Origin of the sequence: Actinokineospora guangxiensis (genome assembly GCF_042657845.1) — a bacterium.
GTDB lineage: Bacteria > Actinomycetota > Actinomycetes > Mycobacteriales > Pseudonocardiaceae > Actinokineospora > Actinokineospora guangxiensis.
In genome coordinates this window covers 50910-76623 of record NZ_JBHSKF010000021.1, presented here as the reverse complement: position 1 = coordinate 76623, position 25714 = coordinate 50910, and the positions used below count along the sequence as shown (strand labels likewise).

Here is a 25714-nt window from a genome sequence, read left to right as displayed (position 1 = left end):
TACCGTCGGCCCCATGGAGCCACTCACCGAGCCGCAGATCCGCGCCGCCTTCGTCAACTGCAGCAAGGGCGAGGCCAAGCGCCTGGCCGTCCCGAAGGACCTCGCCACCCGCCCGTGGCCCGACCTGGACTTCTTCGGCTGGCGAGATCCCCAGGCGAGCGACCGCGCCTACCTGGCGATCCCCACCGGCGACGGCCTGCGCGCGCTCGCCCTGCGCTGCCCGCCGCCGTCGACGACCCGACCCCGCCGCAGCATGTGCGCGATGTGCCTGACGACCCACACCGGCGGCGTCTCGCTGATGGTCGCGGCGCGGGCGGGCAAGGAGGGGAAGCTGGGCAACACCGTCGGCACCTACCTGTGCGCCGACCTGTCGTGCTCGCTCTACCTGCGCGGTCTCAAGGACCTCCCGCCGGGCGACCGCCTCAGCGAAACCCTCTCCGTGCCGGAGAAGGCCGCCCGCACCACGGCCAACCTCGCCGCGTTCCTCGCCAAGGTCACCGGCTGACTGTTATCGCTAACACGATCACCAGGCCGCTCGGGGAACAGCGGCGCGTTTCCTGACCGCTGGGTATTGAAGCGCGCCGCACTCGCCCGGGAGTCGGCACCCTGCCCGGCTACCGGCGGCTGACGATGCACTCGATGCCGACGCACACCTGGGCGCCGGAGGCGTTCTGGGACGCCGCGCGCGGCCAGTACGGCATCGTCTACTCGGCCACGGCGTTCACCAACAGCAGCGAGTCCACCATGGACGTCTACGACTCACCCAACGCCACCGCGTTCACCCTTGTCCGCGGCAACGCCTACCGCCCGCCGTCCGGTCTGAACCGCGACCCCAGCGTTCTCCGCCTCGACCACAGGAACGGCGGGCCAGTTCCGGCCCTACCGGGTCACCGCCACCGGCGCGGACCTGTCCACCTGGACGTCCCCGGTCGCGCTGGGCATCCCGGCGAACTACATCGACAGCTCCATCGCCAAGGTGGGCGGGACCTACCACAACTTCCTCAAGAACGAGACCACCAAGTACATCGAGCACGCGACGGCCACGTCGCTGTCGGGCCCGTGGCGGTTCGTCGGCACCGGCGACTGGGCGGGCTGGGGCTCGGGCCTGGAAGGCCCCGCGCTGGTGCGCCTGCCGGACAACCGATGGCGGCTCTACTTCGACCAGTACGGCGCGGGCCGCTACTACTCCGACAGCGCGGACCTGCCCTCCTTCGGCTCCACAGTGGAGCTGACGGGCCTGTCCGGCACGGCCCGGCGCTTCACCGTGCTGCGCGAGGAGTCCGGCGACGGCACCGAGATCGCCACCGGCAACCGCTCGCTGCGCTCGGCCCACTTCCCGGACCGGCACGTCCGCCACCTGAACGGGAACGTCCGCATCGACCCGGTCGGCACGGCGACCGAGCGCGCCGACGCCACCTTCACCGTCCGCTCGGGCCTGGCCAACGGCAACTGCTACTCGTTCCAGTCGGTCAACAACCCCGGCCGCCACCCGCGCCACGACAACTGCGAACTACGGCTCGACCAGCGCGCCGCGGGCTCGGTGTTCGCAGGCGACGCCTCCTTCACCGTGACCGCGCCGCTGTCCTGACCCCCGGGAGCGCCCATGAACGGCACAATCATCCTGCGGCGGGCCACCGCGATCCAGAGCCTGGCGAGCGCACCCGAGCAGGTGATCTGGTGGAAGCACGGCAGCGGCGAGATGGGCGCGCACATCCGGGCGCCGGAGATCCACCACATCAACGGCAAGTGGTACATCTGCTTCGCCGCGGGCCGCAGCGACGACGTGTGGCGCATCCGCATGTACGTGCTGCAGAACTCCTCGGCCAACCCGCTGTCCGGCACTTGGACCGAGCGCGGCGGCATCAGCCCCGTGGGACACCTTCGCCCTCGACGCCTCAACCTTCACCGTCAACGGCGTGCGCTACCTGACCTGGGCGCAGGCCGGCGACATCCTCGTCTACCACTCCCGCGACTACCGCGACATCTCCGGCGACCCGCTCAACGACCCGAACCGCCGCACCCGCGTGCAGAAGCTCTACTGGCGCTCCGACGGCACGCCGGACTTCGGCATCCCCGTGCCCGACGGCGCCTCGCCCGTGCGGCTGGAGTCCGACAACTACCCGGACCGGTTCGTGCGGCACTGGGAGTACCGGGCGCGGATCGAGGCGGACCTCGCGCCGCTGGCGGACTCGCAGTTCCGGGTCGTGGCGGGCCCGGCCGGGTCGGGCACGGTGTCGCTGGAGTCGACCAACGTCCCCGGGTACTTCCTGCGCCACCGCGACTTCCAGCTCTGCGTCGGGCGCGGCGACGGCTCCGCGCCGTTCGGCTCCGACGCGAGCGTCCACCGCCGCGCCGGGCTCGCCGACGCCACGGGCCGGGCGGACGCGGCGTTCGTCCTGGAATGAGCTGGCCGGGGGCCGTCGCCAGGAGAGCGCCGCGGCGGCCCCCGGCCTCCTGCCGAGTCGCGGTGGCCCGCGCGCCGGGGGAGGATCGCCGGGTGCGGGTACTGGTGGCGGGAGCGTCCGGGTTCGTCGGTCGGCGGCTGTGCCCCGCGCTGGTCGAGGCCGGGCACGAGGTGCTGGCGATGACGCGCGGGCCGGAGTCCTACGACGGGGCGGGCGAGCCCGTGCGCGGCGACGTGCACGACCCCGACTCGCTGGCCGACGCGCTCAAGGATGCCGACGCCGCCTACTACCTGGTGCACTCGCTGGACTCGGCCGACTTCGTGGAGCGCGACGCCGCAGCCGCCCGCGCCTTCGGGCGGGCCGCAGCCGACGCCGGGGTGCGGCGCGTGGTGTACCTCGGTGGGCTCGGTGATCAGGCCGACGGGCTGTCCGACCACCTGCGCAGCCGCCGTGAGGTCGAGGAGCTGCTCGGCGCGGCGGGCGTGCCGGTGACCGTGCTGCGGGCCGGGATCATCATCGGCCACGGCGGTGTGTCGTGGGAGATCACCCGCCAGCTGGTCGAGCACCTGCCCGCGATGATCACCCCGCGCTGGGTGCGCACCCGGACGCAGCCGATCGCGGTGGACGACGCCGTGCGCTACCTGGTCGGCGTGCTCGACAAGGACGAGGCGCTGGGCCAGGTCTACGAGATCGGCGGGCCGGAGGTGCTCACCTACGCGGAGATGATGCGCAGGGTCGCGCTCATCCAGGGCCGCGTGCACCTGGCGCTGCCGGTGCCGCTGCTCTCCCCCGGCCTGTCGTCCTGGTGGCTCTCGCTGGTCACCGATGTGGACCTGCGCACCGGGCGGTCGCTGGTGGACTCGATGTCCAACGAGGTCGTGGTGCGCGACACCGCGATCCGCGAGCTGGTGCCGTTCGAGCCGGTGGACTACGACCGGGCCGTGCTGGACGCTCTGGGCGAGCGGGCGCGGCTGGCGCGGTAGGTCGGCGGTCGAGGGAACGCCCGTTGACGGGGTCGGCGGCCTGGACTTCAATGAGGTCCAGACCAATCCCACCCTGCACCGGGAGGTCCCGTGCGTACCCGTCACCGCGCGCTCACCCTAGTGGGAGCCGCATTCCTCGCAGGAGGCCTGCTGACGGCCACCCCGGCCGTCGCGGCGAACCTGCTCACCAACCCCGGATTCGAGGCGGGCTCGCTGTCCGGCTGGTCCTGCTCCGGCGGGACCGGCTCGGTCGTCACCTCGCCCGTGCGCGCGGGCTCCGGCGCGCTCGCGGGCGCGGCCACCGCGAGCGACAACGCCCGCTGCGCGCAGACCGTCACCGTGCGGCCGTCCACGGCGTACGCGCTCACCGCGTGGGTGCGCGGCAACTACGTCCACCTGGGGGTGAACGGCGGCGCGGCCACCTGGACGCCGTCGGCGTCGGCCTACACCAAGCTCACCGTCTCCTTCACCACCGGCGCGTCCCAGACCAGCGCCCAGGTCTACCTGCACGGCTGGTACGGCCAGGGGACCTACCACGCCGACGACGTCAGCCTCGACGGACCCGGCGGCGGCAACGACACCCAGGCCCCGACGGTCCCCGGCAACCCGAGGGTCACCGGGGTGAGCGCGACCAGCGTGTCGCTGGCCTGGAACGCCGCCTCCGACAACGTCGGCGTGACCGGCTACGACGTGATCCGCGAGGGCGGCACGACGACCTCGGTCACCGGCACCACCGCGACGGTGACGGGCCTGTCCCCCGACACGCGCTACATCTTCACCGTGCGCGCCAAGGACGCCGCGGGCAACACCTCGCCCGTCTCGATCGCGGTCGTGGCGACGACAGCGCAGGGCGGTGGTGGCGGCGACCGGTTCATCCAGGCCGCGCCCTACCTCTACCTCGGCTGGGGCAACCCGCCGAGCGCGACCGAGGTCATGCGCTCGACCGGCGTTCGCTGGTACACGATGGCGTTCATCCTCGCGCAGAACGGCTGCAATCCGGCGTGGGACAGCCAGCGACCGCTGCTCGGCGGGATCGACCAGTCGACCATCCAGGCCATCCGCGCCGCGGGCGGTGACGTGGTGCCCTCGATCGGCGGGTGGAGCGGCAACAAGCTCGGCCCGAACTGCGCGACGCCGGAAGCGCTTGCGGGCGCCTACCAGAAGGTGATCGACGCCTACGACCTCAACGCCATCGACGTCGACATCGAGAACACCGACGAGTTCGAGAACGCCGCCGTGCAGGACCGGGTCCTGACCGCGCTGAAGATCGTCAAGCAGAACAACCCCGGCCTGAAGACGATCCTCACCTTCCCGACCTACATCAGCGGCCCCAGCTCGTGGGGCAACCGGCTGATCGAGCGGGCGCACGCCCTCGGCGCCGACATCGACAACTTCACCATCATGCCGTTCAACTTCGACGGCCACGCGGACATGTACGCCGCCACGGTCACCTCCACCGTGGCCCTCAAGGACAAGCTCCGGTCGGTCTTCGGCTGGAGCGACGCCGAGGCCTACGCCCACGTCGGCATCTCCGGCATGAACGGCAGCAGCGACGTCGGCGAGATCACCACGGCGCAGACCTGGACCCGCATCCGCGACTGGGCCAACGCCAACGACCTCGGCCGCCTCGCCTTCTGGTCGGTCAACCGCGACGGCCCGAACTGGGAGTTCACCAGGATCACCGCGGGTTTCACCGGCTGATCCGCCCCCGCGCCGCGCCCGGCTGTCCACACCGGACAGTCGGGCGCTCAGGCGCGGCCCACGCCGGTCGAGGCGCGCACCACCAGTTCCGGGGTGAAGGTGACCTGCTGGTGGATGTGCTCGGGGTCGGCCGTCTCCTGCACCAGCAGTTCGGCCGCGGTGCGGCCCAGGGCGCGGCGGGGCTGGCTGACCGAGGTCAGCGGGACGGTCGCGCCCGCGGCGAAATCGATGTCGTCGTAGCCGACGATGGCGAGGTCCTCCGGCACCCGCAGGCCGAGGGCGGCACAGCTCTGGAGCAGGCCGAGCGCGACGAGGTCGTTGGCGCAGAAGGCGGCCGTCGGGCGTTTCGCGGCGCGCAGGCCGGCAAGCCTGCGGCCCGCGTTCGCGCCGTCGGGCACGGTCATCGACGCGGTCTCCAGCTCCACCAGGCCATCAGGCGAGCGCCCGGCGTCGCGCAGGGCGCGCACGGCGCCCGCGCGCCGGTCGCGGACCTGGCCGACCGAGGCCGGGCCGCCGATGAAGGCGATGCGCTCGTGGCCCTGCTCGATGAGGTGGCGCACGGCGATCTCCCCGCCGTAGACGTCGTCCACCGCGACCGAGCAGTGCGTCGTGACCGTGCGCGTCCGGTCCACGATGACGATCGGCGTGCCGCGCGCGGCGATCTCGTCCAGCAGCGGCGAGTCCGGGTCGACGGGGGTGATCAGGATGCCCTGCACGCGCTGCTGTTCGAGCCTGCCGAGGTAGGTGCGCTCGCGCTCGGCGAGGTTGGCGCTGTTGCACAGGAACAGCGACAGGTCGTCGGCGTCGGTCGCCTCCTCCATGCCCGCGGCGACGTCGGTGAAGAACGGGTTGCGGCCGTCGAGCATGACGTAGCCGATGACCTGGCTGCGCCCGGCGCGCAGCTGGCGGGCGGCGTCGTTGCGGACGAAGCGCAGCTTCGCCATCGCCGCCTCCACGCGGGCGCGGGTGTGCGGGGCGACCCGGCTGGGCCGGTTGAGGACGTTGGACACCGTGCCGAGGGAGACGCCCGCGGCGGCGGCCACGTCCTTGATCCCCGGAGTCCTGGGCTCGGCATCGCCCTGTCCCGTCATCCGACCCCCTGATTGAAACGTCTCAACCGACCTGCCCACCGTCGTTGACGGTACCTCATGTGCCGAGCTAGCCTGGCCGAGACCGACTTGAAACCTTTCAATGCCCTGGGGTGAGCGTGGTCCGATACTGCTTCTGCCTCCGGGTGGAGCCGGAGCGCAGGGCCGAGTACGCCGCCCGCCACGCCGCGGTGTGGCCGCAGATGCTGGCCGCGCTGGGCCAGACCGGCTGGCGCAACTACTCGCCCTTCCTGCGCGAGGACGGCCTGCTGATCGGCTGCGTCGAGGCCGACGACCTCGCCGCCGCCCAGGCCGCGATGGCGGGCACCGAGGTCAACGCCCGCTGGCAGGCCGAGATGGCCGAGTACTTCACCGGGCTCGACGGCCGCGGCTCCGACGAGGGGGCGCCCCGCTCACCGAGGTGTTCCACCTCACCGACAGCCCCGATGGCCCCGATGGCCCCGATGGCCCCGATGGCGAGGAGACCTGATGCCCGACCGGGCGAGCGTCAAAGAAGCACTCCGGGCGCAGCGGATCGAGACCCCGTCGTGGGGCTACGCCAACTCCGGCACCCGGTTCAAGGTCTTCGCCCAGCCCGGCGTGCCGCGCACCCCACAGGAGAAGATCGCCGACGCGGCGACGGTGCACCGCTTCACCGGGGTCGCGCCGAGCGTGGCGCTGCACATCCCGTGGGACGCCGTCGAGGACTACGCCGCCCTGACCCGCCACGCCGCCGACCTCGGGGTGGAGATCGGGGCGATCAACACCAACGTCTTCCAGGACCCCGACTACAAGCTCGGCTCGGTCACCAACCCCGACCCCGGCATCCGCCGCAAGGCCACCGACCACCTGCTCGACGCCGTCGCGATCATGGACGCGACCGGCTCGCGCGACCTCAAGCTGTGGTTCTCCGACGGTCTCAACTACCCCGGCCAGGACGACCTGCGCGCCCGCCAGGACCGCCTCGCCGCCGCGCTGCGCGAGGCCTACGACCGCCTCGGCGGGCACCAGCGCATGCTGCTGGAGTACAAGCTGTTCGAGCCCGCCTTCTACGCCACCGACGTCCCGGACTGGGGCACGGCGTACGCGCACTGCGTGGAGCTGGGCGAGCGGGCCGCGGTGTGCATCGACACCGGCCACCACGCCCCGGGCACCAACATCGAGTTCATCGTCGCGTTCCTGCTGCGCCAGGGCAGGCTCGGCGCGTTCGACTTCAACTCCCGCTTCTACGCCGACGACGACCTGATGGTCGGCGCGGCCGACCCGTTCCAGCTGTTCCGGATCATGCACGAGATCGTCGGGGCGGGCGCGCTGGACCCGGCGCGCGGCATCAACTTCATGCTGGACCAGTGCCACAACATCGAGGCCAAGATCCCGGCGGTGATCCGCTCGGTGATGAACGTCCAGGAGGCCACCGCGAAGGCGCTGCTGGTCGAGCGCGACGCCCTCGCCGCCGCCCAGCGCGCCGGTGACGTGCTGGAGGCCAACGCGGTGCTGATGGACGCCTACAACACCGACGTGCGCCCGCTGCTCGCCGAGCTGCGCGCGGACTCCGGGCTGGATCCCGACCCGGTCGCCGCCTACCGGCGCAGCGGCTACCAGCAGGCGATCGAGGCCGAGCGGGTGGGCGGCGAGCAGGCGGGGTGGGGCGCGTGAGCACGCCGGAGGAGCTGATCGCGCGCAGCAACGCCCTGGGCTCGGACCCCCGCAACACCAACTACGCGGGCGGCAACACCTCGGCCAAGGGGTCGGCGGTGGACCCGGTCACGGCCGAGCCGACCGAGCTGCTGTGGGTCAAGGGCTCCGGCGGCGACCTGGGCACGCTGACCGTGGCCGGCCTGGCCGTGCTGCGGCTGGACCGGCTGCGCGCGCTGGTAGAGGTCTACCCGGGGGTGGAGCGCGAGGACGAGATGGTCGCCGCGTTCGACTACTGCCTGCACGGCAAGGGCGGCGCGGCCCCGTCGATCGACACCGCGATGCACGGGCTGGTCGACGCCGCGCACGTCGACCACCTGCACCCGGACTCCGGGATCGCGCTGGCCACCGCCGCCGACGGTCGCGCGCTCACCGAGCGGTGCTTCGGCGGGCGGGTCGCGTGGGTGGACTGGCGGCGGCCGGGCTTCCAGCTGGGGCTGGACATCGCCGCGGTGAAGGCCGCCAACCCCGACGCCATCGGGGTGGTCCTGGGCGGGCACGGCATCACCGCGTGGGGCTCGACGTCGCAGGAGTGCCAGGCGCACTCGCTGGAGATCATCCGCGGGGCGGAGGCGTTCCTGGCCGAGCACGGCTCGGCCGAGCCGTTCGGGCCGGTGGTGGCCGGCTTCGAGCCGCTGCCCGAGGCGCGGCGGCGCGCGCGGGCCGCGGCCCTGGCCCCGGTGGTGCGCGGGCTGGCCTCGACCGACCAGCGCCAGGTCGGGCACTTCACCGACACCGACGTGGTGCTGGACTTCCTGTCCCGGGCCAAGCTGGGGCCGCTCGCCGCGCTCGGCACCTCCTGCCCCGACCACTTCCTGCGCACCAAGGTCCGGCCGCTGGTGCTCGACCTGCCCGCCACCGCACCGCTGGAGGACGTCACCGCGCGGCTGAGGGAGCTGCACGAGGACTACCGCGCCGAGTACACCGCCTACTACCAGCGGCACGCGACCCCGGACAGCCCGCCGATGCGCGGCGCGGACCCGGCGATCGTGCTCGTCCCTGGCGTGGGCATGTTCTCCTTCGGCAAGGACAAGCAGACCGCGCGCGTGGCGGGCGAGTTCTACGTCAACGCGATCAACGTCATGCGCGGCGCGGAGTCGGTCTCGACCTACGCGCCGATCGCCGAGAGCGAGAAGTTCCGGATCGAGTACTGGTCGCTGGAGGAGGCGAAGCTGCGGCGGCTGCCGAGGCCGCGTCCGCTGGCCGGGCGGGTCGCGCTGGTCACCGGCGCGGGATCGGGCATCGGCAGGGCGATCGCCGAACGGCTCGCCGCCGAGGGCGCCTGCGTGGTCGTCGCCGACCTCGACGGCGAGGCGGCGCGAGCCGTGGCGGCCGGGATCGGCGGGCCGGACGCGGCGGTGGCGGTCACCGCCGACGTGACCGACGCCGAGGCCGTGCGGGGGGCGGTCGCCGCGGCGGCGCTGGCCTTCGGCGGGGTCGACCTGGTGGTGAACAACGCCGGGCTGTCGATCTCCAAGTCACTGCTGGAGACCACCGAGCGGGACTGGGACATCCAGCACGACGTCATGGCCAAGGGCTCGTTCCTGGTCTCGCAGGCCGCCGCGGCGGCCATGATCGTCCAAGGCATGGGCGGTGACATCGTCTACATCTCGTCCAAGAACGCGGTGTTCGCCGGGCCGAACAACCTCGCCTACGGCGCGGCGAAGGCCGACCAGGCCCACCAGGTGCGGCTGCTGGCCGCCGAGCTGGGCGAGCACGGCATCCGGGTCAACGGCGTCAACCCGGACGGTGTCGTGCGCGGGTCGGGGATCTTCGCGGGCGGGTGGGGGGCCCAGCGGGCGGCCGTCTACGGGGTGCCCGAGGAGGAACTGGGGGCCTTCTACGCCCAGCGCACGATCCTCAAGCGCGAGGTCCTGCCCGAGCACGTGGCCGCCGCGGTCTTCGCGCTGGCCGGGGGCGAGCTGACCCACACCACCGGGCTGCACGTCCCCGTTGACGCGGGGGTCGCGGCGGCGTTCGTCCGGTGACCAGGGTCGCCGCGGTCGACCTGGGGGCCTCCAGCGGACGGGTCATCGTCGGGTCGGTGGGGCGCGGGGAGCTGCGGGCCGAGCAGGTGCGCCGCTTCCCCAACGGACCGGTGCGGGTGGCCGGGACGCTGCACTGGGACGTCCTCGGGCTGTTCCGCGAGGTGCTCGCCGGGGTGCGCGCGGCAGGCCGGGTCGACGGGGTCGGGATCGACTCGTGGGCGGTGGACTACGGCCTGCTGGACGCCCGCGGGGCCCTGCTGGGCAACCCGGTGCACTACCGCGACTCCCGCACCGACGGGATCATGGAGGGCCTGGACGTCCCCGAGCGGGAGCTGTTCGCGGTGACGGGGTCGCAGCGGCTGCCGTTCAACACGCTCTATCAGCTCCTGTCCGAAGGGGACAGACTGGAGTCGGCGGAGACGGCGCTGCTGATCCCGGACCTGCTGGGGTACTGGCTGACCGGTTCCGTGGGCGCCGAGCGCACCAACGCCTCCACCACCCAGCTCTACGACGTCCGCGCCCGGACCTGGGCGGCGGAGCTGGCCGCGCGCGTCGGCATCCCGCCCCGGCTGCTTCCCCCGCTGCGCGACCCGGGGACGGTCGTCGGGCCGGTGCTCGCCGAGCACGACCTCGCCGGCGTCCCGGTGATCACGGTCGGCTCGCACGACACCGCCTCGGCCGTGGCCGCCGTGCCCGCCGAACCGGGCGCGCGCTTCGCCTACATCTCCTCGGGGACGTGGTCGCTGGTGGGCCTGGAACTCGCCGAGCCGGAGCTGGGCGAGGCGGCGATGCTGGCGAACTTCACCAACGAGTCCGGTGTGGATGGCACGATCCGGTTCCTGCGCAACGTGATGGGCCTGTGGGTCCTCACCGAACTGCTGCGCACGCTGGATGTCGGCCTCGACACCGTGCTCGCGGCGGCGGCCGAGTCCCCCGGCCTGCGATCGGTGGTGGACGTCGATGCCCCGGCGTTCCTGCCGCCGGGGGACATGGCCGCGCGCATCGTGGCCGCGTGCGCCCGCACGGGCGAGCCGGTCCCGCGCACGCCGCCGGAGTTCGTGCGGTGCGTGCTGGACAGCCTCGCCCTCGCCTACCGCAGGACGGTGCGCCAGGCGGCCGAGCTGGCGGACGTGCGGGTGGAGGTCGTCCACATCGTCGGCGGCGGCGCGCGCAACGACCTGCTGTGCGCGCTGACCGCCGACGCCTGCGGCCTGCCCGTCCTGGCGGGTCCGGTGGAGGCGACGGCACTGGGCAACATCCTCGTGCAGGCCCGCACCTTGGGTGCGGACCTGACCGACCTCCCCGCCATGCGGGCACTGGTGCGCACGACCCAGCCGATGCGTTCCCACCGCCCGTCCGGCCGGGCCGACTGGGACGCGGCCGAACGGCGGCTGCACCCCTAGCCCGTGATGGAGAAGCTGTTGGCGCGGAACTCCATGCCCCCGCCGACGAGGTGATCTCGAACCCGAACCGCACGTCGTTGGCCGTCCCATCGCCCCACCAGCCGCGAGCGCTGATCGACGGTGCCCGCGTTGGTGTACCCGGTCCGCGCGAAGGAGAACACCTCGTTCGAGCCCCGGCGCACGTCCCAGGTGTGGCCCCACCGACACCGTCGTCACCCGACCGCCGATCGGACCGACCGCGCTCTGCCTGTTGACCCAGATCATGACCTCGCAGGCGTGGTTGTCCGCCCAGCTGCCGTAGGCCGTGGCATACGCGCCGGAACTGGGCCTGGTCACGTCGAAGGAGCTGGCCAACCTGCTCAGGCCGTCGCACTGGCGGTCCCGGTCGTCCCGACGAGCAGCCCGCCAACAGCGGCCGGCACGACCGCCATCCGCGCCCCGACCTTCCTCCGCACCCCGTTCGCTCGGCTTCCTCGCTCGCTCTGGTGTCGAACGAGTTCGTCGAACGACGCCCGCCGACGTCGACACCTCGGCGCGGCTACCTTGTGCACCATGACCCAGATCACCCTCGACGGCGTGCCGTTCCCCTTCGCGCCGGACGGCCCCGAGCCCGCCTCCTGGACGTCCTCCCCCGACCAGGTGACCATCGCGGCGGGCGCGGGCACCGACCTGTTCGTCGACCCCGCGGGCTCGGCGCAGTCGCCCGACGCGTTCCGCCTGCTCGGGGAGCCGCCCGCCGGGGACTACCAGCTCAGCGCCAAGGTCGAGGTCGGCTTCCACGCCACCTTCGACGCGGGCGTCCTGCTCGTGCACGCCGACGAGCGCCACTGGGCGAAGCTGTGCTGCGAGTTCACCCCGCAGGGCGAGCCCAGCATCGTCTCGGTCGTGACCAGGGGCGAGTCCGACGACGCGAACTCCTTCGACCTCGACGCCCCGGCGTCCTGGCTGCGCGTCACCCGCACCGGCGAGGCTCATGCCTTCCACGCCTCCGAGGACGGCGTCTACTGGCGGCTGATCCGCTACTTCGCCCTCGGCGTTCCGGCCAGGGTCGGCTTCCTGTCCCAGTCCCCGACGGGCAAGGGCTGCACGAGCGTCTTCTCCGACATCCGCTTCACCCCGTCGGCTCCCAAGGATCTGCGCGACGGGACCTGAGTGGGCTGTTCCCAAAGTCCCGGGCCCGGGTCTACAGTGCGTTGGGAGCGCTCCCAGCGCATTGTCCGGGCTTCGAGGGAGGACGCGGTCGTGATCACTCGGGTCGTTCGGGCGGTGGTGGGGGCCGCGCTCGTCGCGGGAGTCGCGGGCGCCGTCGTTCCGGTCGCGGTGTCGGGGGCCGCGCAGGCCGCGCCCGCCTTCAACTACGCCGAGGCGCTGCAGAAGTCGCTGTGGTTCTACGACGCGCAGCGCTCCGGCGACCTCGGCGCGGCCAACCGGGTGTCCTGGCGCGGGGACTCCGCACTCGGCGACCGGGCGGGCTCGGTCGACCTGACCGGCGGGTTCTACGACGCGGGCGACCACGTCAAGTTCGGGCTCCCGTTCGCGGCGTCGATGACCATGCTCGCCTGGGGCGCGGTGGAGGAGCCCGAGGCCTACGCCCGCTCCGGGCAGCTCGCGCACCTCAAGGCGAACCTCAAGTGGGGCACCGACTGGATCATCAAGGCGCACCCGGAGCCGAACACCGTCTACGGCCAGGTCGGCAACGGCGACGACGACCACAAGTGGTGGGGCCCGGCCGAGGTCATGCCCATGGCCCGGCCCGCCTACAAGGTCGACGCGTCCTGCCCCGGGTCCGACCTCGCGGGCGAGTACGCCGCCGCGACGGCCGCGGCGTCCCTGGTCTTCCGCGACAGCGACCCCGCCTACGCCGCGACCCTGCGCACCCACGCCGTGCAGCTGTTCACCTTCGCCGACACCCACCGGGGCAACTACAGCGACTGCATCACCGACGCGCGCAACTTCTACCGGTCGTGGAGCGGCTACCAGGACGAGCTGGTCTGGGGCGCGATCTGGCTCCACAAGGCCACCGGTGACGCCCGCTACCTGGCCAAGGCCGAGGCCGAGTACGACAAGCTCGGCACCGAGCAGCAGAGCACCGAGCGCAAGTACAAGTGGACCATCGCCTGGGACGACAAGTCCTACGGCGCCTATGTGCTGCTCGCCGAGCTGACCGGGAACCAGAAGTACTTCACCGACGCCAACCGCTGGCTGGACTTCTGGACCACCGGCCACAACGGCCAGCGGGTGCGCTACTCCCCCGGCGGCCAGGCCGTCCTGGACACCTGGGGCTCGCTGCGCTACGCGGCCAACACCGCCTTCGTCGCCATGGTGCACGCCGAGAACGTCACCGACGCCACCCGCAGAGCCCGCTACCACGACTTCGGCGTCCGCCAGATCGACTACATCCTCGGCGACAACCCGCGCTCCTCCAGCTACGTCGTCGGTTTCGGCGCGAACCCGCCGCGCAATCCGCACCACCGCACCGCGCACGGCGCGTGGCTGGACACCATGCAGTCCCCCGCGGTGAACCGGCACGTGCTCTACGGCGCGCTGGTCGGCGGCCCCTCAACCAACAATGACGCCTATGTGGACGATCGCACCGACTACGTCGCCAACGAGGTCGCGCTGGACTACAACGCGGGCTTCACCAGCGCCCTGGTCAAGGTCTACGACCAGTTCGGCGGCACCCCGACGGCGAACTTCCCGGTGGCCGAGACCACGGACGGCGACGAGATCTACGCCCAGGCCAGCGTCACCCAGTCGGCGCCGACCTTCACCGAGGTGAAGATGTTCGCCTACAACAAGTCGGCGTTCCCGGCCCGGGCGGTGCGCGACGGCGCGGTGCGCTACTACTTCACCCTGGACGGCACGACCACGGCGGGCCAGATCACCGCGACCACCAACTACAACCAGTGCGGCGCGCCTTCGGCGCCACGGCAGGTCGCCGGGGCGGTGCACTACGTCGAGGTGGTGTGCCAGGGCGACATCGCGCCCGCCGGGCAGAGCGCGTGGCGGCGCGAGATCCAGCTGCGCCTGACCAGCTCGGGCGCCTGGGACCCGACCAACGACTGGTCCTACCAGGGCCTGCCGCCGGGCACGACCGGCACGACCACCGACCGCATCGTGATCGCCGACGCCTCCGGCGTGCTGTGGGGCGAAACGCCGGGCGAGCCGGTCCCCGACACCGAGGCGCCCACCGCGCCGACGGGCCTGCGGACGACGTCGGTCGGCGCGCGGACCGCGAGCCTGGCCTGGACCGCGGCCAGCGACGACGTCGGGGTCGCCGAGTACCAGGTGCTCTCCGGCGGCGCGGTCGTCGGCCGGGCGACGACGACGTCGCTGGTGGTCTCCGGGCTGACGCCGGGCACCGACTACTCCTTCGCGGTGCGCGCCCGCGACGCCGCGGGCAACACCTCACCGGCGAGCACCCCGCTGGCGGTGCGCACCGGCGCCGAGTCCGAGCCCGACCCGACCGGGCCGCTGCTGGTGCGCCACAGGACCACCAGTTCCGGGCCGGTGGACAACCAGATCCGCGGCGCGGTCCTGATCGCCAACACCGGAACCAGCGCCGTCGCCCTGGCGACGACGACCGCCCGCTACTGGTTCACCGGCGACGGCGCGCAGACCTTCCAGGTCTGGTGCGACTACGCCAGGGTCGGCTGCGCCAACGTCCGGTTGAGCGTCGTGCGCCTGCCGTCGGCGAAACCGGGCGCCGACCACTACGTGCAGGTCGCGTTCACCTCCGGCACCGTGCCGCCTGGCCAGGACACCGGGGAGGTCCAGCTGCGCATCGCCAAGTCCGACTGGTCCCCCCTCAACCAGGCCGACGACCACAGCTACACGGGCGCGACCGCCGCCTACCGCGACGCTCCTCAGGTCACCGCCTACACCAACGGCGCGCTCAGCTGGGGAGTCGAGCCCTAGAACAGGTGCACACCCGCCCACAGCGCCGTCACGGCCGTGACGAGCGTGAGCGGCACGGTGATCAGGCCCAGCCTGGTGAACTCCGACAGGGTCGGGTGGGCGTCGTGGTGGTGCAGGATGCGCCGCCACAGCAGCGTGGCCAGCGAGCCGACGTAGGTGAGGTTCGGCCCGAGGTTCGCGCCGATGACGACCGCCAGCACGGCTGGGACCCCGCCGGTCGCGGCCAGCGGCAGCAGGACGAGCACGGCCGGGAGATTGTTGATCAGATTGGCGAGCACGGCGGCGACGGCCGCCGCGGCGAGCAGACTCGGCAGACTGTCCGCGGTCGGCAGGACGTCGGCCAGCGCCTCGGCGAGCCCGTTGTCCACCACGGCGCGCACCACGACCGCGAGCGCCAGGACGAAGGCGAGGAACGGCACGTTCGCCGCCCGCGCGATCCCCGCGACGCTCGTGCGCCGCCGCCGCAGCGCCCGCACCGCGAGCACCGCCGCGCCGCCAAAGGCCACCCACCCCGGCCCGACCCCCACCAGCGACGCCGCGACGAAGCCCACCAGCGTCGCCCCCAGCACCCACAGCACGAACGCGGGCAGCCGCGCCCCGGCGCCGCCCGGCCCGGTCGCGGGTGCGGCCTCGGGCGGGTGCGGTGTCGTACCCGCCAGGTCGGCGGCGAAGAAGCGGCGGAAGACCAGGTACTCCACGACGACCGCCACCAGGCACGGCAGCGCCATCAGCGCGGTGAACCGCAGGAACGAGATCCCCGTCGCCGCCACGGCGAGCAGGTTCGTCAGGTTCGACACCGGCAGCACCAGTGACGCGGAGTTGGCCAGGTGGGCGCAGGCGAACACGTGCGGTCGGGCCCGCACGCCCATGCGCGCCGCCGTGGCCAGCACGACCGGGGTCAGCAGCACCACGGTCGCGTCCAGGCTGAGCACCGCCGTGATGGCGCTCGCCAGCACGAACACCGCAAGCAGCAGCCTGCGCGGCCTGCCCCGCGCGACCCTGGCCATCACCGCGCCCGCCGCCTGGAACAGGCCCTCGTCGTCGCACAGCTTGGCCAGCACCAGCACCGCGGCCAGGAATCCGACGACCGGCGCCAGCCGGGTGACCTCGTCCCACGCCGCCGCGGGCCCGATCGCGCCGAGCAGCACCACGGCCAGCGCCGCGGGCACCGCCGCCACGGCTTCCGGCAGCCCTCGTGGCCGCGCCACGGCGAATCCGAGCACGGCCAGCAGCAATCCCGCCGAGACGACCTCGGTCCATCCCACGCCCAGCACGCACCTCCGCGAACCCGGTCACGGGTCGGCAGGCGCGGCCCCAGGAGTTCGCCCCAGTCTCGCACCCCGCGCGGTGGCCTCGGCTGTGCCCGCGGTCACCGCGCGCGGGTCTCAGGTCCCCCGGCCGGTCCGCTCCTGGAGGCGGTCGATCAGCTCGGAGGCCTCCCCCTTGCTCAGACCGTCCGGCACCTCCTCGCCCGCCTCCCTGGCGAGCGTGGACAGGTACGACGCCTGCGGTCCGGTCATCGGCTCGTCGCCGGTGACCCAGTCGGCCGGGTCCTTCTCCGGGTTCGGCGTGACGTCCTGCTCGGCCATCCGTTTCCTCCTCAGCGCGCTCCCCCCGACGGGGAGTCGAACACCGGTTCGATGGTAGGACCGTCCGGCGGACCGCGCGCGCCGGAGCTAGCCTCGACGGCATGCTTGTGGCCCACGACCTGCTGCTCCTGCTCATCGACGACGAGTCCGGGAAGGTCTCGTTCGGCATGTCCGAACCGGACAAGGCGCTCGCGGGCGCGGTCTTGGTGGACCTCGCCGAGCGCGATCTGGTCGGGGTGGCCGACGGCCGCCTGGCCGCGAAGCCGGGGCCGACCCCGCCGGAGCCGGTGCTCGCCCAAGCGCTGGCCGTGGTCCGCGAGCGCGACGGCCAGAAGCCGAAGAACGTCCTCGGCCCGCTCGCGAAGGGCCTGCGCGACCACCTCGCCGACGACCTGGTCGAGGCCGGAATCCTGCGCCGCGACGAGAAGAAGGTGCTGGGCCTGTTCCCCACCACCCGCCTGCCCACCGCCGACGCCTCGCGCGAGACCACCCTGCGCGCCCACCTGGCCGCCGTCCTGGCGGGCACGGCCGAACCGGACGGGCGGACCGGCGCGCTGATCGCGCTGCTGCACGCGATGGACGTCGTCACCAGGGTCATCCCAGCCGACGACAAGAAGGCCGCCAAGCGGCGCGCCAAGCAGATCGCCGTGGGCGACTGGGCCGCCGCCGCCGTGCGCAAGGCCGTGCAGGAGGTGCAGAGCGCGGTCATGGTCGCGGTGATCGCCTCGACCGGCGCGACCACGGCGGGCACCACCTGACAACGGCACCCATCTGGGCTGGGTGACCCGTCTGCCGCGCGGCGACCACCCCGGGCAGACGTCGTTCACCGAGGTGTACGGCAAGCCGTTCCTCGCCAAGGTGAGCGAGGACCCGGTGAAGTCCGCACTGGTCAACGCGTCCATGCGCGATGCCACCAGGATGGTCGCCGAACGCCTGCCGCCCCGCACGAGTTCGCCGCCCACCGCGTGGCGCTCGACGTCGGCGGCGACGACGGCACGCCGCCGCCGGGTTCGCGCTGGAGGCGGCGAGTCCCATCCCCGGCAGCGGCTTCTGGGTGCTGACGGCCCGCCCCTCCCGCCGAGGCCTACTGCAGCCCGGACCGCACCGACGTGATCCGCTGGGTGTTGAAGCCGAGCCAGTGCATGCGTCCGACGTAGCGCGCGTGCTCGACCTTGATGCAGCGGTCCATCACCACCGACACGCCGCCGTCCTCGGCGATCTGCGCGCCTTCGGCGTTGACCACGCCGAACTGGCACCAGATGGCCCCGGCGCCGATGCGCACGGTCTCCTCGGCGATGCCGGGCAGCGCGTCCGGCGCGCGGAAGACGGTGACGGTGTCGACGGGCTCGGGCACGTCCAGCAGGCTCGGGTAGCTGGTCTCGCCGAGGATCTCGGTGGCGCGCGGGTTCACCGGGATCACCCGGTAGCCGTGGCGCTGGAGGTAGTAGCCGACGAAGTGGCTCGCCCGCAGTTCGTTGTTCGACAGGCCGACGACCGCGATCGTCTTCGCCGCGTTGAGGACCCGCTGGATGTCCAGGGGGTTCTGGTAGCGCGCCAGGTCGGTCACACCGCCTCCTTCGCGAGCACGGCAGCGGTTTCAGCGACCTGGGCGAAGCCCTGCTCCAGGTCCCAGATGAGGTCCTCGGCCGACTCGGTGCCGACCGACAGGCGGATGGTGCCGGGGCCGACGCCCGCCGCGGCCAGCTCGTCGTCGCCGAGCTGGCGGTGGGTGGTGCTCGCCGGGTGGATGACGAGGCTCTTGGCGTCGCCGACGTTGGCCAGGTGCGACCACAGGGTCAGCCCGCGCAGGAACGCCTGCCCGCCCGCGCGCCCGCCCGCGACGTCGAAGGAGAACACCGCGCCCGCGCCCTTCGGCAGGTACTTGCCGACCAGCGGCCGGTACCGGCTCGACGGCAGGTCCGGGTAGCTGACCCGGGACACCAGGTCGTGCCCGGCCAGGAACTCCGCGACCCGGCGGGCGTTGGCGACGTGGCGCTCCATGCGCAGCGACAGCGTCTCCAGCCCCTGCAGGAAGAGGAAGGCGTTGAACGGCGACATGGCGCCGCCGAGGTCGCGCAGCGTCTCCGCGCGCAGCTTCATCAGGTAGCCGTAGGTGCCGAACGTCTCGTGGAACTGGAGGCCGTGGTAGGCGGGCGACGGGTCGGCGACGACCGGGAACCGGCCGTTGGACCAGTCGAACGTGCCCGCCTCGGCGACCACGCCGCCGATGCTGGTCCCGTGCCCGCCGATGAACTTGGTGGCCGAGTGCACCACGATGTCGGCGCCCCACTCGATCGGGCGGCACAGGTACGGCGTGGCGAAGGTGTTGTCCACGACCAGCGGCAGACCGTGCTCGTGGGCGAGTGCGGCGACGGCCTCGATGTCGAGCACGTTGCCCGCCGGGTTGCCGATGGTCTCGGCGAAGAACGCCTTGGTGTTCTCCCGCACCGCCGCGCGCCAGGCGCCGATGTCGTCGGGGTCCACCCAGGTCAGCTCGACGTTCAGCTTGCGCAGCAGGTGTTTGAACTGGTTGACGGTGCCGCCGTAGAGCGCCGAGGACGACACCACGTGGTCGCCCGGCTGAAGCAGGGTGAACAGGGCGGCGGCCTGGGCGGCGATGCCGCTGGCGAAAGCCACCGCGCCCGCGGCGCCCTCCAGGTTCGCCACCCGCTCCTCGAACACCGCGACCGTCGGGTTCATGATGCGCGAGTACGTGTTCCCATACTCCTGGAGGTTGAAGTACGCCGCGGCCGACTCCGGGTCCTCGAACACGTAGCTGGTCGTCTGGAAGATCGGCACCGCGCGGGCGCCGGTGTTCGGGTCCGGCCGCTGCCCGGCGTGCAGCTGCCGCGTCTCGAAGCCGAACTCGTGCTCCGGCTCCACCCGGTGCGGGTGCTCGCTCACCAGTTCCCCGTCCTCACCCGCCCGCCAGGAACCGGCGGACGATCGGTGTCTGTCGTTCTTCTTCCAGCAGGAAGCAGTCGTGGCCGTACGGCGCGTCGATCAGGTGCAGCTCGGTCGGCTTGCCCAGGGCGCGCAGCGCGGCGTCGATCTCCTGCGAGGCCGCGGGCGGGTAGAGCCAGTCGGAACTGAAGGTGATCAGCAGCGTGCGGGCCGAGATCCCGCCCAGCGCGCGCTCCAGCGAGCCGCCGTGCCCGCGGGCCAGGTCGAAGTAGGTCAGCGCGCGGGAGAGCGTGAGGTAGGTGTTGGCGTCGAAGCGCTTGACGAACGAGTCCGCCTGGTGGCGCAGGTAGCTCTCCACCTCGAACTCGGGCTCGGTGAGGGTGTAGCGCAGGTCGTCGGCGGACTGGAGCCTGCGGCCGAACTTGTCGTGCAGGGCGGGCGCGGAGAGGTAGGTGATGTGGCCGACCATCCTGGCCACGCCCATGCCCGCGTCCGGCGCGCTGCCGGTGCCGTAGTAGTCCCCGCCGCACCAGGCCGGGTCCCGCATGATGGCCTCGCGGGCGATCGCGTTCCACGCCACGCCCTGCGGCTGCAAGGCGTGCGTGCTGGCGATGACCACGATGGAGTCCACCTGGTCGGGGTAGCGCGTCGCCCACTCCAGCGCCTGCATGCCGCCGAGCGAGCCGCCCGCCACCGCGGCGAGGCGCTCGACGCCGAGCGCGTCGAGGAAGGCGCGCTGCGCGCGGACCATGTCCGCGACGGTGATCACCGGGAAGGCGGAGCCGTAGGGAGCGCCCGTCTCCGGGTTGGGCGACGACGGGCCGGTCGTGCCCCGGCAGCCGCCGAGGAGGTTGGTGGAGACCACGAAGTACCGGTCGGTGTCGAACGCCTTGCCGGGGCCGATCATCCCGTCCCACCAGCCGAGCGCGCCGCCCGCGGCGCCGTCGCGGTCCTCGGCGCCGAACCCGTCGCGGGTGCCCGCCGCGGGCCGCTCGGCCGAGCGGCCCGCGGCGTGGGCGTCCCCGCTGAGGGCGTGGCAGACGAGGATGACGTTGTCGCGCCGGGGCGAGAGCGTCCCGTAGGTCTCGTAGGCGATCCGCACGCCGGACAGCTCGCGTCCACAGTCGAGGGACAGCGGGCCGGGCAGGTCGAGGTGTCGCGTCTCCGCGATGCCGACCGATCCGGCCGCGAGCGTCGACGCGGGCACCATGACCGCATCATAACTACGCCGCGGAGCCTCGCCACCGGAGTGGAACGCCCTCCCACATCACGAGAACATGCAGGTCAGGAGCCCTGATCCCGAATTATGGGAAGTCGTTCCACTGAGCGGTAGGGTCAACGGGACTACCCCAAACGGAGCCTGCGAGAGGACCGGGATGACCACCACCGAAGGTGTCGACAACGGCGTCAACGTCCAGGCGCTGCTGGACGCGCGGGAAGCCCTCAAGGGCGCCCCGGAGGCCGCGCAGTTCACCTGGCGCGCCACCACCCGGTGGGAGAAGGGCGTGCACACCACCACGACCGTCAAGGACTTCGCGGGCCTGGGCGCCGAGCAGAACCACAAGGCCGAGTCGGCCTTCACCGCCGACCACCCCGAGGTGTTCGCCGCCGAGGACAACGGCATCACCCCGATCGAGTACCTGCTCGTCGGCCTGGGCAGCTGCCTGACCGCGGGCGTGGCCTCCGTCGCCCAGAACCGCGGCATCCAGCTGCGCTCGGTCGAGGCGACCATCGCCGGCGCCCACGACATCCGCGGCATCCTCGGCGCCGACAGCGACGTGCGCAACGGCTACAACGCCATCACGGTGTCGTTCAAGGTCGACGCCGACGCCTCCCGCGAGGACATCGAGGCGCTGGTGGCGCAGTCGCAGAAGCGGTCCGCCGTCTTCGACGCGCTCACCAACCCGACCGATGTCTCCGTCGAGGTCGTCTGAGGGCCGAGCCATAGACCGCACCACGACCGTCGTCATCGGGGCGGGCCACGCGGGCCTGGCCGCCAGCCACTTCCTCAGCGCGCGGGCGATCGACCACGTCGTGCTCGAACGCGGCGAGGTGGCGAACTCCTGGCGCACCGAGCGCTGGGACTCGCTGCGGCTGCTCACGCCCAACTGGCAGAGCGGGCTGCCGGGCCACCACTACGGCGGCCCGGACCCCGACGGCTACATGAGCGCGGGCGAGGTGGCCGGGTTCATCGACGGCTTCGCCGCCGCGACCGCCGCACCCGTCCGCACGGGCACGGCGGTCACCTCCGTGCGCCGCGCGGACGACGGCTACCGGGTCACGACCGACCGGGGCGAGTTCGCCTGCCGCACCGTCGTGCTGGCCAGCGGCGCCTGCAACCGCCCGTCGGTTCCCGCGATCGCCGCCGGACTGCCGGATTCGGTCACGCAGGTGACGCCATTCGACTACCGCGGCCCCGGACAGCTGCCCGACGGCGGCGTGCTGGTGGTCGGCGCGTCGGCGACGGGCGTGCAGCTGGCCGCGGAGATCCAGCGCTCCGGCAGGCAGGTCACGCTGTCCACCGGGGAGCACGTGCGGCTGCCCCGGCTCTACCGGGGGCGTGATGTGCTCTGGTGGATGGACGCCTCCGGAGTGTGGGACCAGCGCTACGACGAGGTCCCCGACCTCACCAGGGCGCGGCGGCTGGCCTCGCCGCAGCTCGTCGGCACCCCCGACCGGGGGACCCTGGACCTCAACGCCCTCACCGCGCTGGGCGTCGAGGTGGTCGGCCGCGCGGCGGCGGTGCGCGACGGGGAAGCGCTGTTCTCCGGTGGTCTGCGCAACGTGGTCGCGCTCGCCGACCTCAAGATGGACCGACTCCTGGGCACCTTCGACGAGTGGGCGCGGGTGTCCGGCGTCGACAGCGACGTCACACCGTCCGAGCGGTTCGACCCGACCGCGGTGCCCGCGTCGACCCGGCTGCGCGTGGACCTGCGCGGCGGGGAGATCCGCACGGTCGTCTGGGCGACAGGCTTCCGGCCGGACTACTCGTGGCTCGACGTGCCGGTGGTCGACGGCAAGGGCCGCCTGCTCCACGACGGGGGCGTTGTCGACAGTCCGGGTCTGTACGCGCTCGGCCTGCCGGTGCTGCGGCGTCGCAAGTCCACGTTCCTGCACGGCATCGAGGACGACGCCCGCGACGTCATTGATCATCTCGCGGGCTACCTCGCGGGCTAGCGCGAGGCCGCCGCGGCAGCCGCCGCCAGGGCGACGGCGAAGGCGGCGTAGACGACCGGGAGCGGGCCCAGCCCGCCCCACGTCCGGCCGAGCAGGCCGCCGAACGCCTCCGCGGTGATCACCGCGGTCGCCAGCGCCGTCGCCCCGCCGCCGGTGGTGGCCCGCAGGTACAGGCCCGGGTAGGCCAGGCCGATCCCGACCCCGGTGGCGGCCCAGGCGACGAGGGCGACGGGAACGGCCTGCGACACCGCCACGACCGCGACGCCCGCGGCGGCGACGGCGAGCCCGCCGACGGCGTACCGGCGCGGCCCGTGGCGGCGGACGAGGGCGGGGGCGGCGAGACTGGTCAGCCCCCAGCCCAGCGGCGCGGCGGAGAGGACGAGGGCCGCTTGGCCGAGGCTGGCGCCGTAGTTCTCGGTGAGCAGCACGGTGATGAGGCTGTCGGCGCCGACGTAGCCGACCGCGAACAGCGTCATGGCGGCCAGCGAGGCGGGCGCGCCGCGCGCCAGGGTGAGCGTGCCTCTCGGCATCACCGCGGCCACGCCGACCACCGCGACGGCGGCGCAGGGCAGCGCCCACCAGCCGGGTGCCAGCAGCATCCCCGCGACGCCGACCGGCATCAGCGGGGCCAGCCCGACCGGGTGGGGTTCGGCCTCGGCCGCGGCCCGCGCGGCACGCGACATCAGCACCCTGCCGACGACGACCAGCGGAACGGGCAGCAGCAGCGCCCACCGCCACCCGACGAGCCGCTCCGCGCCGAGCGCGGCCGCGGGGACGACGAGCGCGGGCAGGATCCACATCGCCGAGGACGCGGCGACGACCTTGACCCTGGCGGCCTCGTCCAGCAGCCGGATCGCCGAGCTGATCCCGAACACCGCCAGCAGCCCACCCGCGAACCCCGCCGTGAACTGCCCGACCCCGAACACCCATGCCGCCCCCGCCGACGCGGCGACCCCCAAGCCGCCGACATAGCCCCCGACCCCGATCGCCAACGCCCACCGCCCCCCGATCGCCGCCACGATCCGCCGCGCCGCGGGCAGCGCGGTGAACGTCCCCAGCGCCGAGGAGGCCACCAGCACGGCGAGATCGGCACGCGCGTCGAGGTCGGCGGTGATGACCGGCAGCAGCGCCGCCGCGACGAACGTCGTGACCGCCGCGGCGAACTCCACCACCACGATCCCGACGGCGAGCCCGAGCGAACCCGTGCGAGTCGTCACCGCGAGTCCTAGGTGTACAGCTCGCGGTCGTTGCGGTTCACGAACACCCACACACCGTCGGGATCGCGCACGCGCAATGAACGGCCATGCCCCTCGTCCACCACCGGCCCCGGCTCGAACCCGGCCTCCCGCAGCCTGGCGGCTATGTCCTCCAACGGCTCGTCGGCCTCGAACGCCATCTGACAGAGACCGGCGGGGTTGTCGGGATCGGCGGCGTGCACGGCGAGCATCCCGGCGGCGGCGGGCAGCTCCACCCAGGTGCCCGGCCGGGAGCTGTCACCCAACTCCAACCCGAGCGCCCGGTAGAACCGCACCGCTGCCTCGACATCGGCGGTGTAGCGGATCGGCATCACCTTCACGACGGCTCCTCCCCCAGGTACGCCTCCAGCGCCTTCTGCACGAACGCCGACAGCGACTCCCCGGAGTCGATGGAGGCGTGCTTGACCCTGCGCACCAGATCGGCGGGCAGGTAGACGTTGAACTGCTGCTTGTCGGACACACCTAGGATGCTAGCAAACTAGTTCGGCTCAGTGGTACTGGTGCATCACCGCGTGCCCCTTGCCGCGGGAGATCAGCCAGCGGTTGACGGGCACGGTGAGGACGAAAGCGCCGGCGAGGGCTCCGGCCAAGGCGCCCCAGAACAGGGGGCTGGCCAGGCCCGCGTCCATCGCGCCGGGGACCGCGAGCATGATGCCGTTGTCGAGCAGTTCCATCACCGCGATCGAGACCGTGTCGGCCGCCAGGGCGACCTTGAACGCCGCCTTCAGGCCAACCCCCGCGCGCAGCACGCCGCGCATGGTCAGCGCGTAGCCGAAGACGAACGCCAGCGCGATGGCCAGCACGACCGTGGCGACGGTGGACATCCCCAGCGCGGTCCCGATCACCATGCCGAGCACTTCGCCGATCGCGCAGCCGGTCAGGCAGTGCAGGGTGGCTTGCGCCGCCATCCGCCAGCTTGTCCGGTTCGCGCTGTGGTCGTCGCGGTCCATGGCGCCTCCTCGACAGCCGAGGATACCCCCACAGGGTATTTACGCAAGGCCCGCCCGGGGCCACCCGGGCGGGCCCGCGCCCGGTGTCAGCCCTGCGGCAGCAAGGTCTGCATCTCGCGGATCTCCGCGCGCTGGGCGTCGATGATCTGCTGGGCGAGCAGCTTGGCGTCGGGGTTCACGCCCTCGGCCAGCTCCCGCTCCGCCATCTCGATGGCGCCCTGGTGGTGGACGACCATCATCGCCAGCCACCGCTGGTCGAAGTCCTCCCCCGTGGCCGACCGCAAAGCGGCCATGTCGGTGTCGGCCATCATCCCGGGCATGTCCGCGCCGTGGTCGGCGTGTGCGTCGGGTGCGGCGCCCCAGGCGGTCAGCCAGCCGGTCATCGTGGCGATCTCCGGCGCCTGGGCGGCTTTGACGCGCTCGGCGATGGCGATCACCGCCGGGGTGCTCGTGCGGCCCGGCACCAGGTCGGCCATCTCCACGGCCTGGGCATGGTGCGGGACCATCTGTCGGGCGAAGGCGATGTCCGCCTCGTTGTGCGGCACCTCGGCCGGGGAGTCCCCGCACGCGGACAGCACCGCGACGGCCAGGACGGCGAGCGCCGACCTGACCAGGGTCTTGCTGGTCATGGTTTCGTTCCTTCTGGAGTTCTGCGGA

At 72.8% G+C, this 25714-nt stretch carries 26 protein-coding genes and 1 pseudogene; 15 read left to right on the top strand and 12 right to left on the bottom strand.

Annotation, left to right across the window (positions count from 1 at the left end; genetic code table 11):
- Positions 1-13: 13 nt before the first annotated feature.
- The 5 genes from ACFPM7_RS29120 (at position 14) to ACFPM7_RS29100 (ending at position 5089) form a co-directional block, all read left to right on the top strand.
- On the top strand, positions 14-505 hold the full coding sequence (locus tag ACFPM7_RS29120) for an FBP domain-containing protein (RefSeq protein ID WP_378251039.1): 492 nt from the start codon (positions 14-16) through the stop codon (positions 503-505).
- A 471-nt stretch (positions 506-976) separates the two neighbouring features.
- Positions 977-1588 carry an AbfB domain-containing protein gene (locus ACFPM7_RS29115; RefSeq protein ID WP_378251038.1) on the top strand — a complete coding sequence of 204 codons (612 nt, stop codon included), beginning with the start codon at positions 977-979 and terminating at the stop codon, positions 1586-1588.
- Positions 1589-1916: 328 nt separating this feature from the next.
- A complete protein-coding gene (locus ACFPM7_RS29110) occupies positions 1917-2405 on the top strand; it encodes an AbfB domain-containing protein (protein ID WP_378251037.1) in 489 nt (162 codons plus the stop codon).
- A 92-nt stretch (positions 2406-2497) separates the two neighbouring features.
- Positions 2498-3388 carry an NAD(P)H-binding protein gene (locus tag ACFPM7_RS29105; protein WP_378251036.1) on the top strand — a complete coding sequence of 297 codons (891 nt, stop codon included), beginning with the start codon at positions 2498-2500 and terminating at the stop codon, positions 3386-3388.
- A 120-nt stretch (positions 3389-3508) separates the two neighbouring features.
- Positions 3509-5089, top strand: a complete 1581-nt coding sequence (locus ACFPM7_RS29100) for a carbohydrate binding domain-containing protein (RefSeq protein ID WP_378251035.1) — start codon at positions 3509-3511, stop codon at positions 5087-5089.
- Between the two features lie 47 nt (positions 5090-5136).
- On the opposite strand, the gene ACFPM7_RS29095 is transcribed toward ACFPM7_RS29100, so the two are convergent.
- Positions 5137-6180: a LacI family DNA-binding transcriptional regulator gene (locus tag ACFPM7_RS29095; RefSeq protein ID WP_378251034.1), complete on the bottom strand. Its 1044-nt coding sequence runs from the start codon at positions 6178-6180 to the stop codon at positions 5137-5139.
- A gap of 116 nt (positions 6181-6296) precedes the next feature.
- Here ACFPM7_RS29095 and ACFPM7_RS29090 point away from each other — a divergent pair.
- The 4 genes and pseudogenes from ACFPM7_RS29090 to ACFPM7_RS29075 all read left to right on the top strand — a co-directional run bounded on the left by ACFPM7_RS29090 (position 6297) and on the right by ACFPM7_RS29075 (position 11263).
- A pseudogene (locus tag ACFPM7_RS29090) lies at positions 6297-6667 on the top strand (L-rhamnose mutarotase).
- Positions 6667-7833 (top strand): L-rhamnose isomerase, encoded by a 1167-nt coding sequence (gene rhaI, locus ACFPM7_RS29085; RefSeq protein ID WP_378251033.1) that lies wholly within the window; start codon positions 6667-6669, stop codon positions 7831-7833. Before ACFPM7_RS29090 ends, rhaI begins: the two are co-directional and overlap by 1 nt.
- Positions 7830-9860 (top strand): bifunctional aldolase/short-chain dehydrogenase, encoded by a 2031-nt coding sequence (locus tag ACFPM7_RS29080; RefSeq protein WP_378251032.1) that lies wholly within the window; start codon positions 7830-7832, stop codon positions 9858-9860. The genes rhaI and ACFPM7_RS29080 overlap by 4 nt, the downstream gene beginning before the upstream one ends.
- Complete coding sequence (locus ACFPM7_RS29075; protein WP_378251031.1) at positions 9857-11263, top strand: rhamnulokinase; 1407 nt, start codon at positions 9857-9859, stop codon at positions 11261-11263. The genes ACFPM7_RS29080 and ACFPM7_RS29075 overlap by 4 nt, the downstream gene beginning before the upstream one ends.
- Here ACFPM7_RS29075 and ACFPM7_RS29070 read toward each other — a convergent pair.
- Positions 11260-11445, bottom strand: coding sequence for a glycoside hydrolase family 12 protein (locus ACFPM7_RS29070; protein ID WP_378251030.1), 186 nt, complete (start codon positions 11443-11445; stop codon positions 11260-11262). The two genes, ACFPM7_RS29075 and ACFPM7_RS29070, sit on opposite strands and share 4 nt — an antisense overlap.
- A gap of 370 nt (positions 11446-11815) precedes the next feature.
- Here ACFPM7_RS29070 and ACFPM7_RS29065 point away from each other — a divergent pair, with 370 nt between their 5' ends.
- Positions 11816-12415, top strand: a complete 600-nt coding sequence (locus ACFPM7_RS29065) for a DUF1349 domain-containing protein (protein WP_378251029.1) — start codon at positions 11816-11818, stop codon at positions 12413-12415.
- Positions 12416-12505: 90 nt separating this feature from the next.
- Positions 12506-15181: a glycoside hydrolase family 9 protein gene (locus ACFPM7_RS29060; protein ID WP_378251028.1), complete on the top strand. Its 2676-nt coding sequence runs from the start codon at positions 12506-12508 to the stop codon at positions 15179-15181.
- Here ACFPM7_RS29060 and ACFPM7_RS29055 read toward each other — a convergent pair.
- Both ACFPM7_RS29055 and ACFPM7_RS29050 read right to left on the bottom strand, forming a co-directional pair.
- Positions 15178-16446, bottom strand: a complete 1269-nt coding sequence (locus ACFPM7_RS29055) for an SLC13 family permease (protein WP_378251027.1) — start codon at positions 16444-16446, stop codon at positions 15178-15180. The two genes, ACFPM7_RS29060 and ACFPM7_RS29055, sit on opposite strands and share 4 nt — an antisense overlap.
- Before the next feature lie 120 nt (positions 16447-16566).
- Positions 16567-16770, bottom strand: a complete 204-nt coding sequence (locus ACFPM7_RS29050; protein ID WP_378251026.1) for a DUF3072 domain-containing protein — start codon at positions 16768-16770, stop codon at positions 16567-16569.
- Between the two features lie 101 nt (positions 16771-16871).
- Between ACFPM7_RS29050 and ACFPM7_RS29045 the strand changes: the two genes are divergently transcribed.
- Together ACFPM7_RS29045 and ACFPM7_RS29040 are read left to right on the top strand one after the other, a co-directional pair.
- Entirely contained in the window at positions 16872-17528 is a 657-nt protein-coding gene (locus tag ACFPM7_RS29045) for a GOLPH3/VPS74 family protein (protein ID WP_378251025.1), read from the top strand.
- Positions 17529-17550: 22 nt separating this feature from the next.
- Positions 17551-17883, top strand: a complete 333-nt coding sequence (locus tag ACFPM7_RS29040) for a hypothetical protein (RefSeq protein WP_378251024.1) — start codon at positions 17551-17553, stop codon at positions 17881-17883.
- Here the strand turns inward: ACFPM7_RS29040 and ACFPM7_RS29035 are convergent.
- The 3 genes from ACFPM7_RS29035 to metX are packed head-to-tail and all read right to left on the bottom strand — an operon-like array spanning position 17855 to position 20884.
- Entirely contained in the window at positions 17855-18337 is a 483-nt protein-coding gene (locus tag ACFPM7_RS29035) for a CoA-binding protein (RefSeq protein WP_378251023.1), read from the bottom strand. The genes ACFPM7_RS29040 and ACFPM7_RS29035 overlap by 29 nt on opposite strands.
- Complete coding sequence (locus ACFPM7_RS29030; protein WP_378251022.1) at positions 18334-19674, bottom strand: O-acetylhomoserine aminocarboxypropyltransferase/cysteine synthase family protein; 1341 nt, start codon at positions 19672-19674, stop codon at positions 18334-18336. The genes ACFPM7_RS29035 and ACFPM7_RS29030 overlap by 4 nt, the downstream gene beginning before the upstream one ends.
- A 13-nt stretch (positions 19675-19687) precedes the next feature.
- The gene (gene metX, locus ACFPM7_RS29025) at positions 19688-20884 is read right to left on the bottom strand and encodes a homoserine O-acetyltransferase MetX (RefSeq protein ID WP_378251021.1); all 1197 of its coding nucleotides are present in this window, start codon (positions 20882-20884) and stop codon (positions 19688-19690) included.
- 166 nt (positions 20885-21050) lie between these two features.
- On the opposite strand from metX, the gene ACFPM7_RS29020 reads away from it, so the two are divergent.
- The gene (locus tag ACFPM7_RS29020; protein WP_378251020.1) at positions 21051-21608 is read left to right on the top strand and encodes an OsmC family protein; all 558 of its coding nucleotides are present in this window, start codon (positions 21051-21053) and stop codon (positions 21606-21608) included.
- Complete coding sequence (locus tag ACFPM7_RS29015) at positions 21586-22851, top strand: NAD(P)-binding domain-containing protein (protein ID WP_378251019.1); 1266 nt, start codon at positions 21586-21588, stop codon at positions 22849-22851. The genes ACFPM7_RS29020 and ACFPM7_RS29015 overlap by 23 nt, the downstream gene beginning before the upstream one ends.
- Here the strand turns inward: ACFPM7_RS29015 and ACFPM7_RS29010 are convergent.
- The 5 genes from ACFPM7_RS29010 to ACFPM7_RS28990 all read right to left on the bottom strand — a co-directional run bounded on the left by ACFPM7_RS29010 (position 22848) and on the right by ACFPM7_RS28990 (position 25686).
- Positions 22848-24068 carry an MFS transporter gene (locus tag ACFPM7_RS29010; protein WP_378251018.1) on the bottom strand — a complete coding sequence of 407 codons (1221 nt, stop codon included), beginning with the start codon at positions 24066-24068 and terminating at the stop codon, positions 22848-22850. The genes ACFPM7_RS29015 and ACFPM7_RS29010 overlap by 4 nt on opposite strands.
- 8 nt (positions 24069-24076) lie before the next feature.
- Positions 24077-24418, bottom strand: a complete 342-nt coding sequence (locus ACFPM7_RS29005; protein WP_378251062.1) for a VOC family protein — start codon at positions 24416-24418, stop codon at positions 24077-24079.
- A 5-nt stretch (positions 24419-24423) separates the two neighbouring features.
- Entirely contained in the window at positions 24424-24567 is a 144-nt protein-coding gene (locus ACFPM7_RS29000) for a ribbon-helix-helix domain-containing protein (protein ID WP_378251017.1), read from the bottom strand.
- A 28-nt stretch (positions 24568-24595) separates the two neighbouring features.
- Positions 24596-25057 carry a DUF4396 domain-containing protein gene (locus ACFPM7_RS28995; RefSeq protein ID WP_378251016.1) on the bottom strand — a complete coding sequence of 154 codons (462 nt, stop codon included), beginning with the start codon at positions 25055-25057 and terminating at the stop codon, positions 24596-24598.
- Between the two features lie 86 nt (positions 25058-25143).
- A complete protein-coding gene (locus ACFPM7_RS28990; RefSeq protein WP_378251015.1) occupies positions 25144-25686 on the bottom strand; it encodes a DUF305 domain-containing protein in 543 nt (180 codons plus the stop codon).
- Between the last annotated feature and the right edge of the window lie 28 nt (positions 25687-25714).

What these genes read in the sequence shown, in the direction of transcription:
- ACFPM7_RS29120 (WP_378251039.1), top strand. Translation starts at nt 14, where the DNA reads ATGGAGCCACTCACCGAGCCGCAGATCCGCGCCGCCTTCGTCAACTGC.
- ACFPM7_RS29095 (WP_378251034.1), bottom strand. Translation starts at nt 6,180, where the DNA reads ATGACGGGACAGGGCGATGCCGAGCCCAGGACTCCGGGGATCAAGGAC.
- rhaI (WP_378251033.1), top strand. Translation starts at nt 6,667, where the DNA reads ATGCCCGACCGGGCGAGCGTCAAAGAAGCACTCCGGGCGCAGCGGATC.
- ACFPM7_RS29065 (WP_378251029.1), top strand. Translation starts at nt 11,816, where the DNA reads ATGACCCAGATCACCCTCGACGGCGTGCCGTTCCCCTTCGCGCCGGAC.
- ACFPM7_RS29050 (WP_378251026.1), bottom strand. Translation starts at nt 16,770, where the DNA reads ATGGCCGAGCAGGACGTCACGCCGAACCCGGAGAAGGACCCGGCCGAC.
- ACFPM7_RS29045 (WP_378251025.1), top strand. Translation starts at nt 16,872, where the DNA reads ATGCTTGTGGCCCACGACCTGCTGCTCCTGCTCATCGACGACGAGTCC.
- metX (WP_378251021.1), bottom strand. Translation starts at nt 20,884, where the DNA reads ATGGTGCCCGCGTCGACGCTCGCGGCCGGATCGGTCGGCATCGCGGAG.
- ACFPM7_RS29020 (WP_378251020.1), top strand. Translation starts at nt 21,051, where the DNA reads ATGACCACCACCGAAGGTGTCGACAACGGCGTCAACGTCCAGGCGCTG.
- ACFPM7_RS29015 (WP_378251019.1), top strand. Translation starts at nt 21,586, where the DNA reads ATGTCTCCGTCGAGGTCGTCTGAGGGCCGAGCCATAGACCGCACCACG.
- ACFPM7_RS29005 (WP_378251062.1), bottom strand. Translation starts at nt 24,418, where the DNA reads ATGCCGATCCGCTACACCGCCGATGTCGAGGCAGCGGTGCGGTTCTAC.
- ACFPM7_RS28995 (WP_378251016.1), bottom strand. Translation starts at nt 25,057, where the DNA reads ATGGACCGCGACGACCACAGCGCGAACCGGACAAGCTGGCGGATGGCG.
- ACFPM7_RS28990 (WP_378251015.1), bottom strand. Translation starts at nt 25,686, where the DNA reads ATGACCAGCAAGACCCTGGTCAGGTCGGCGCTCGCCGTCCTGGCCGTC.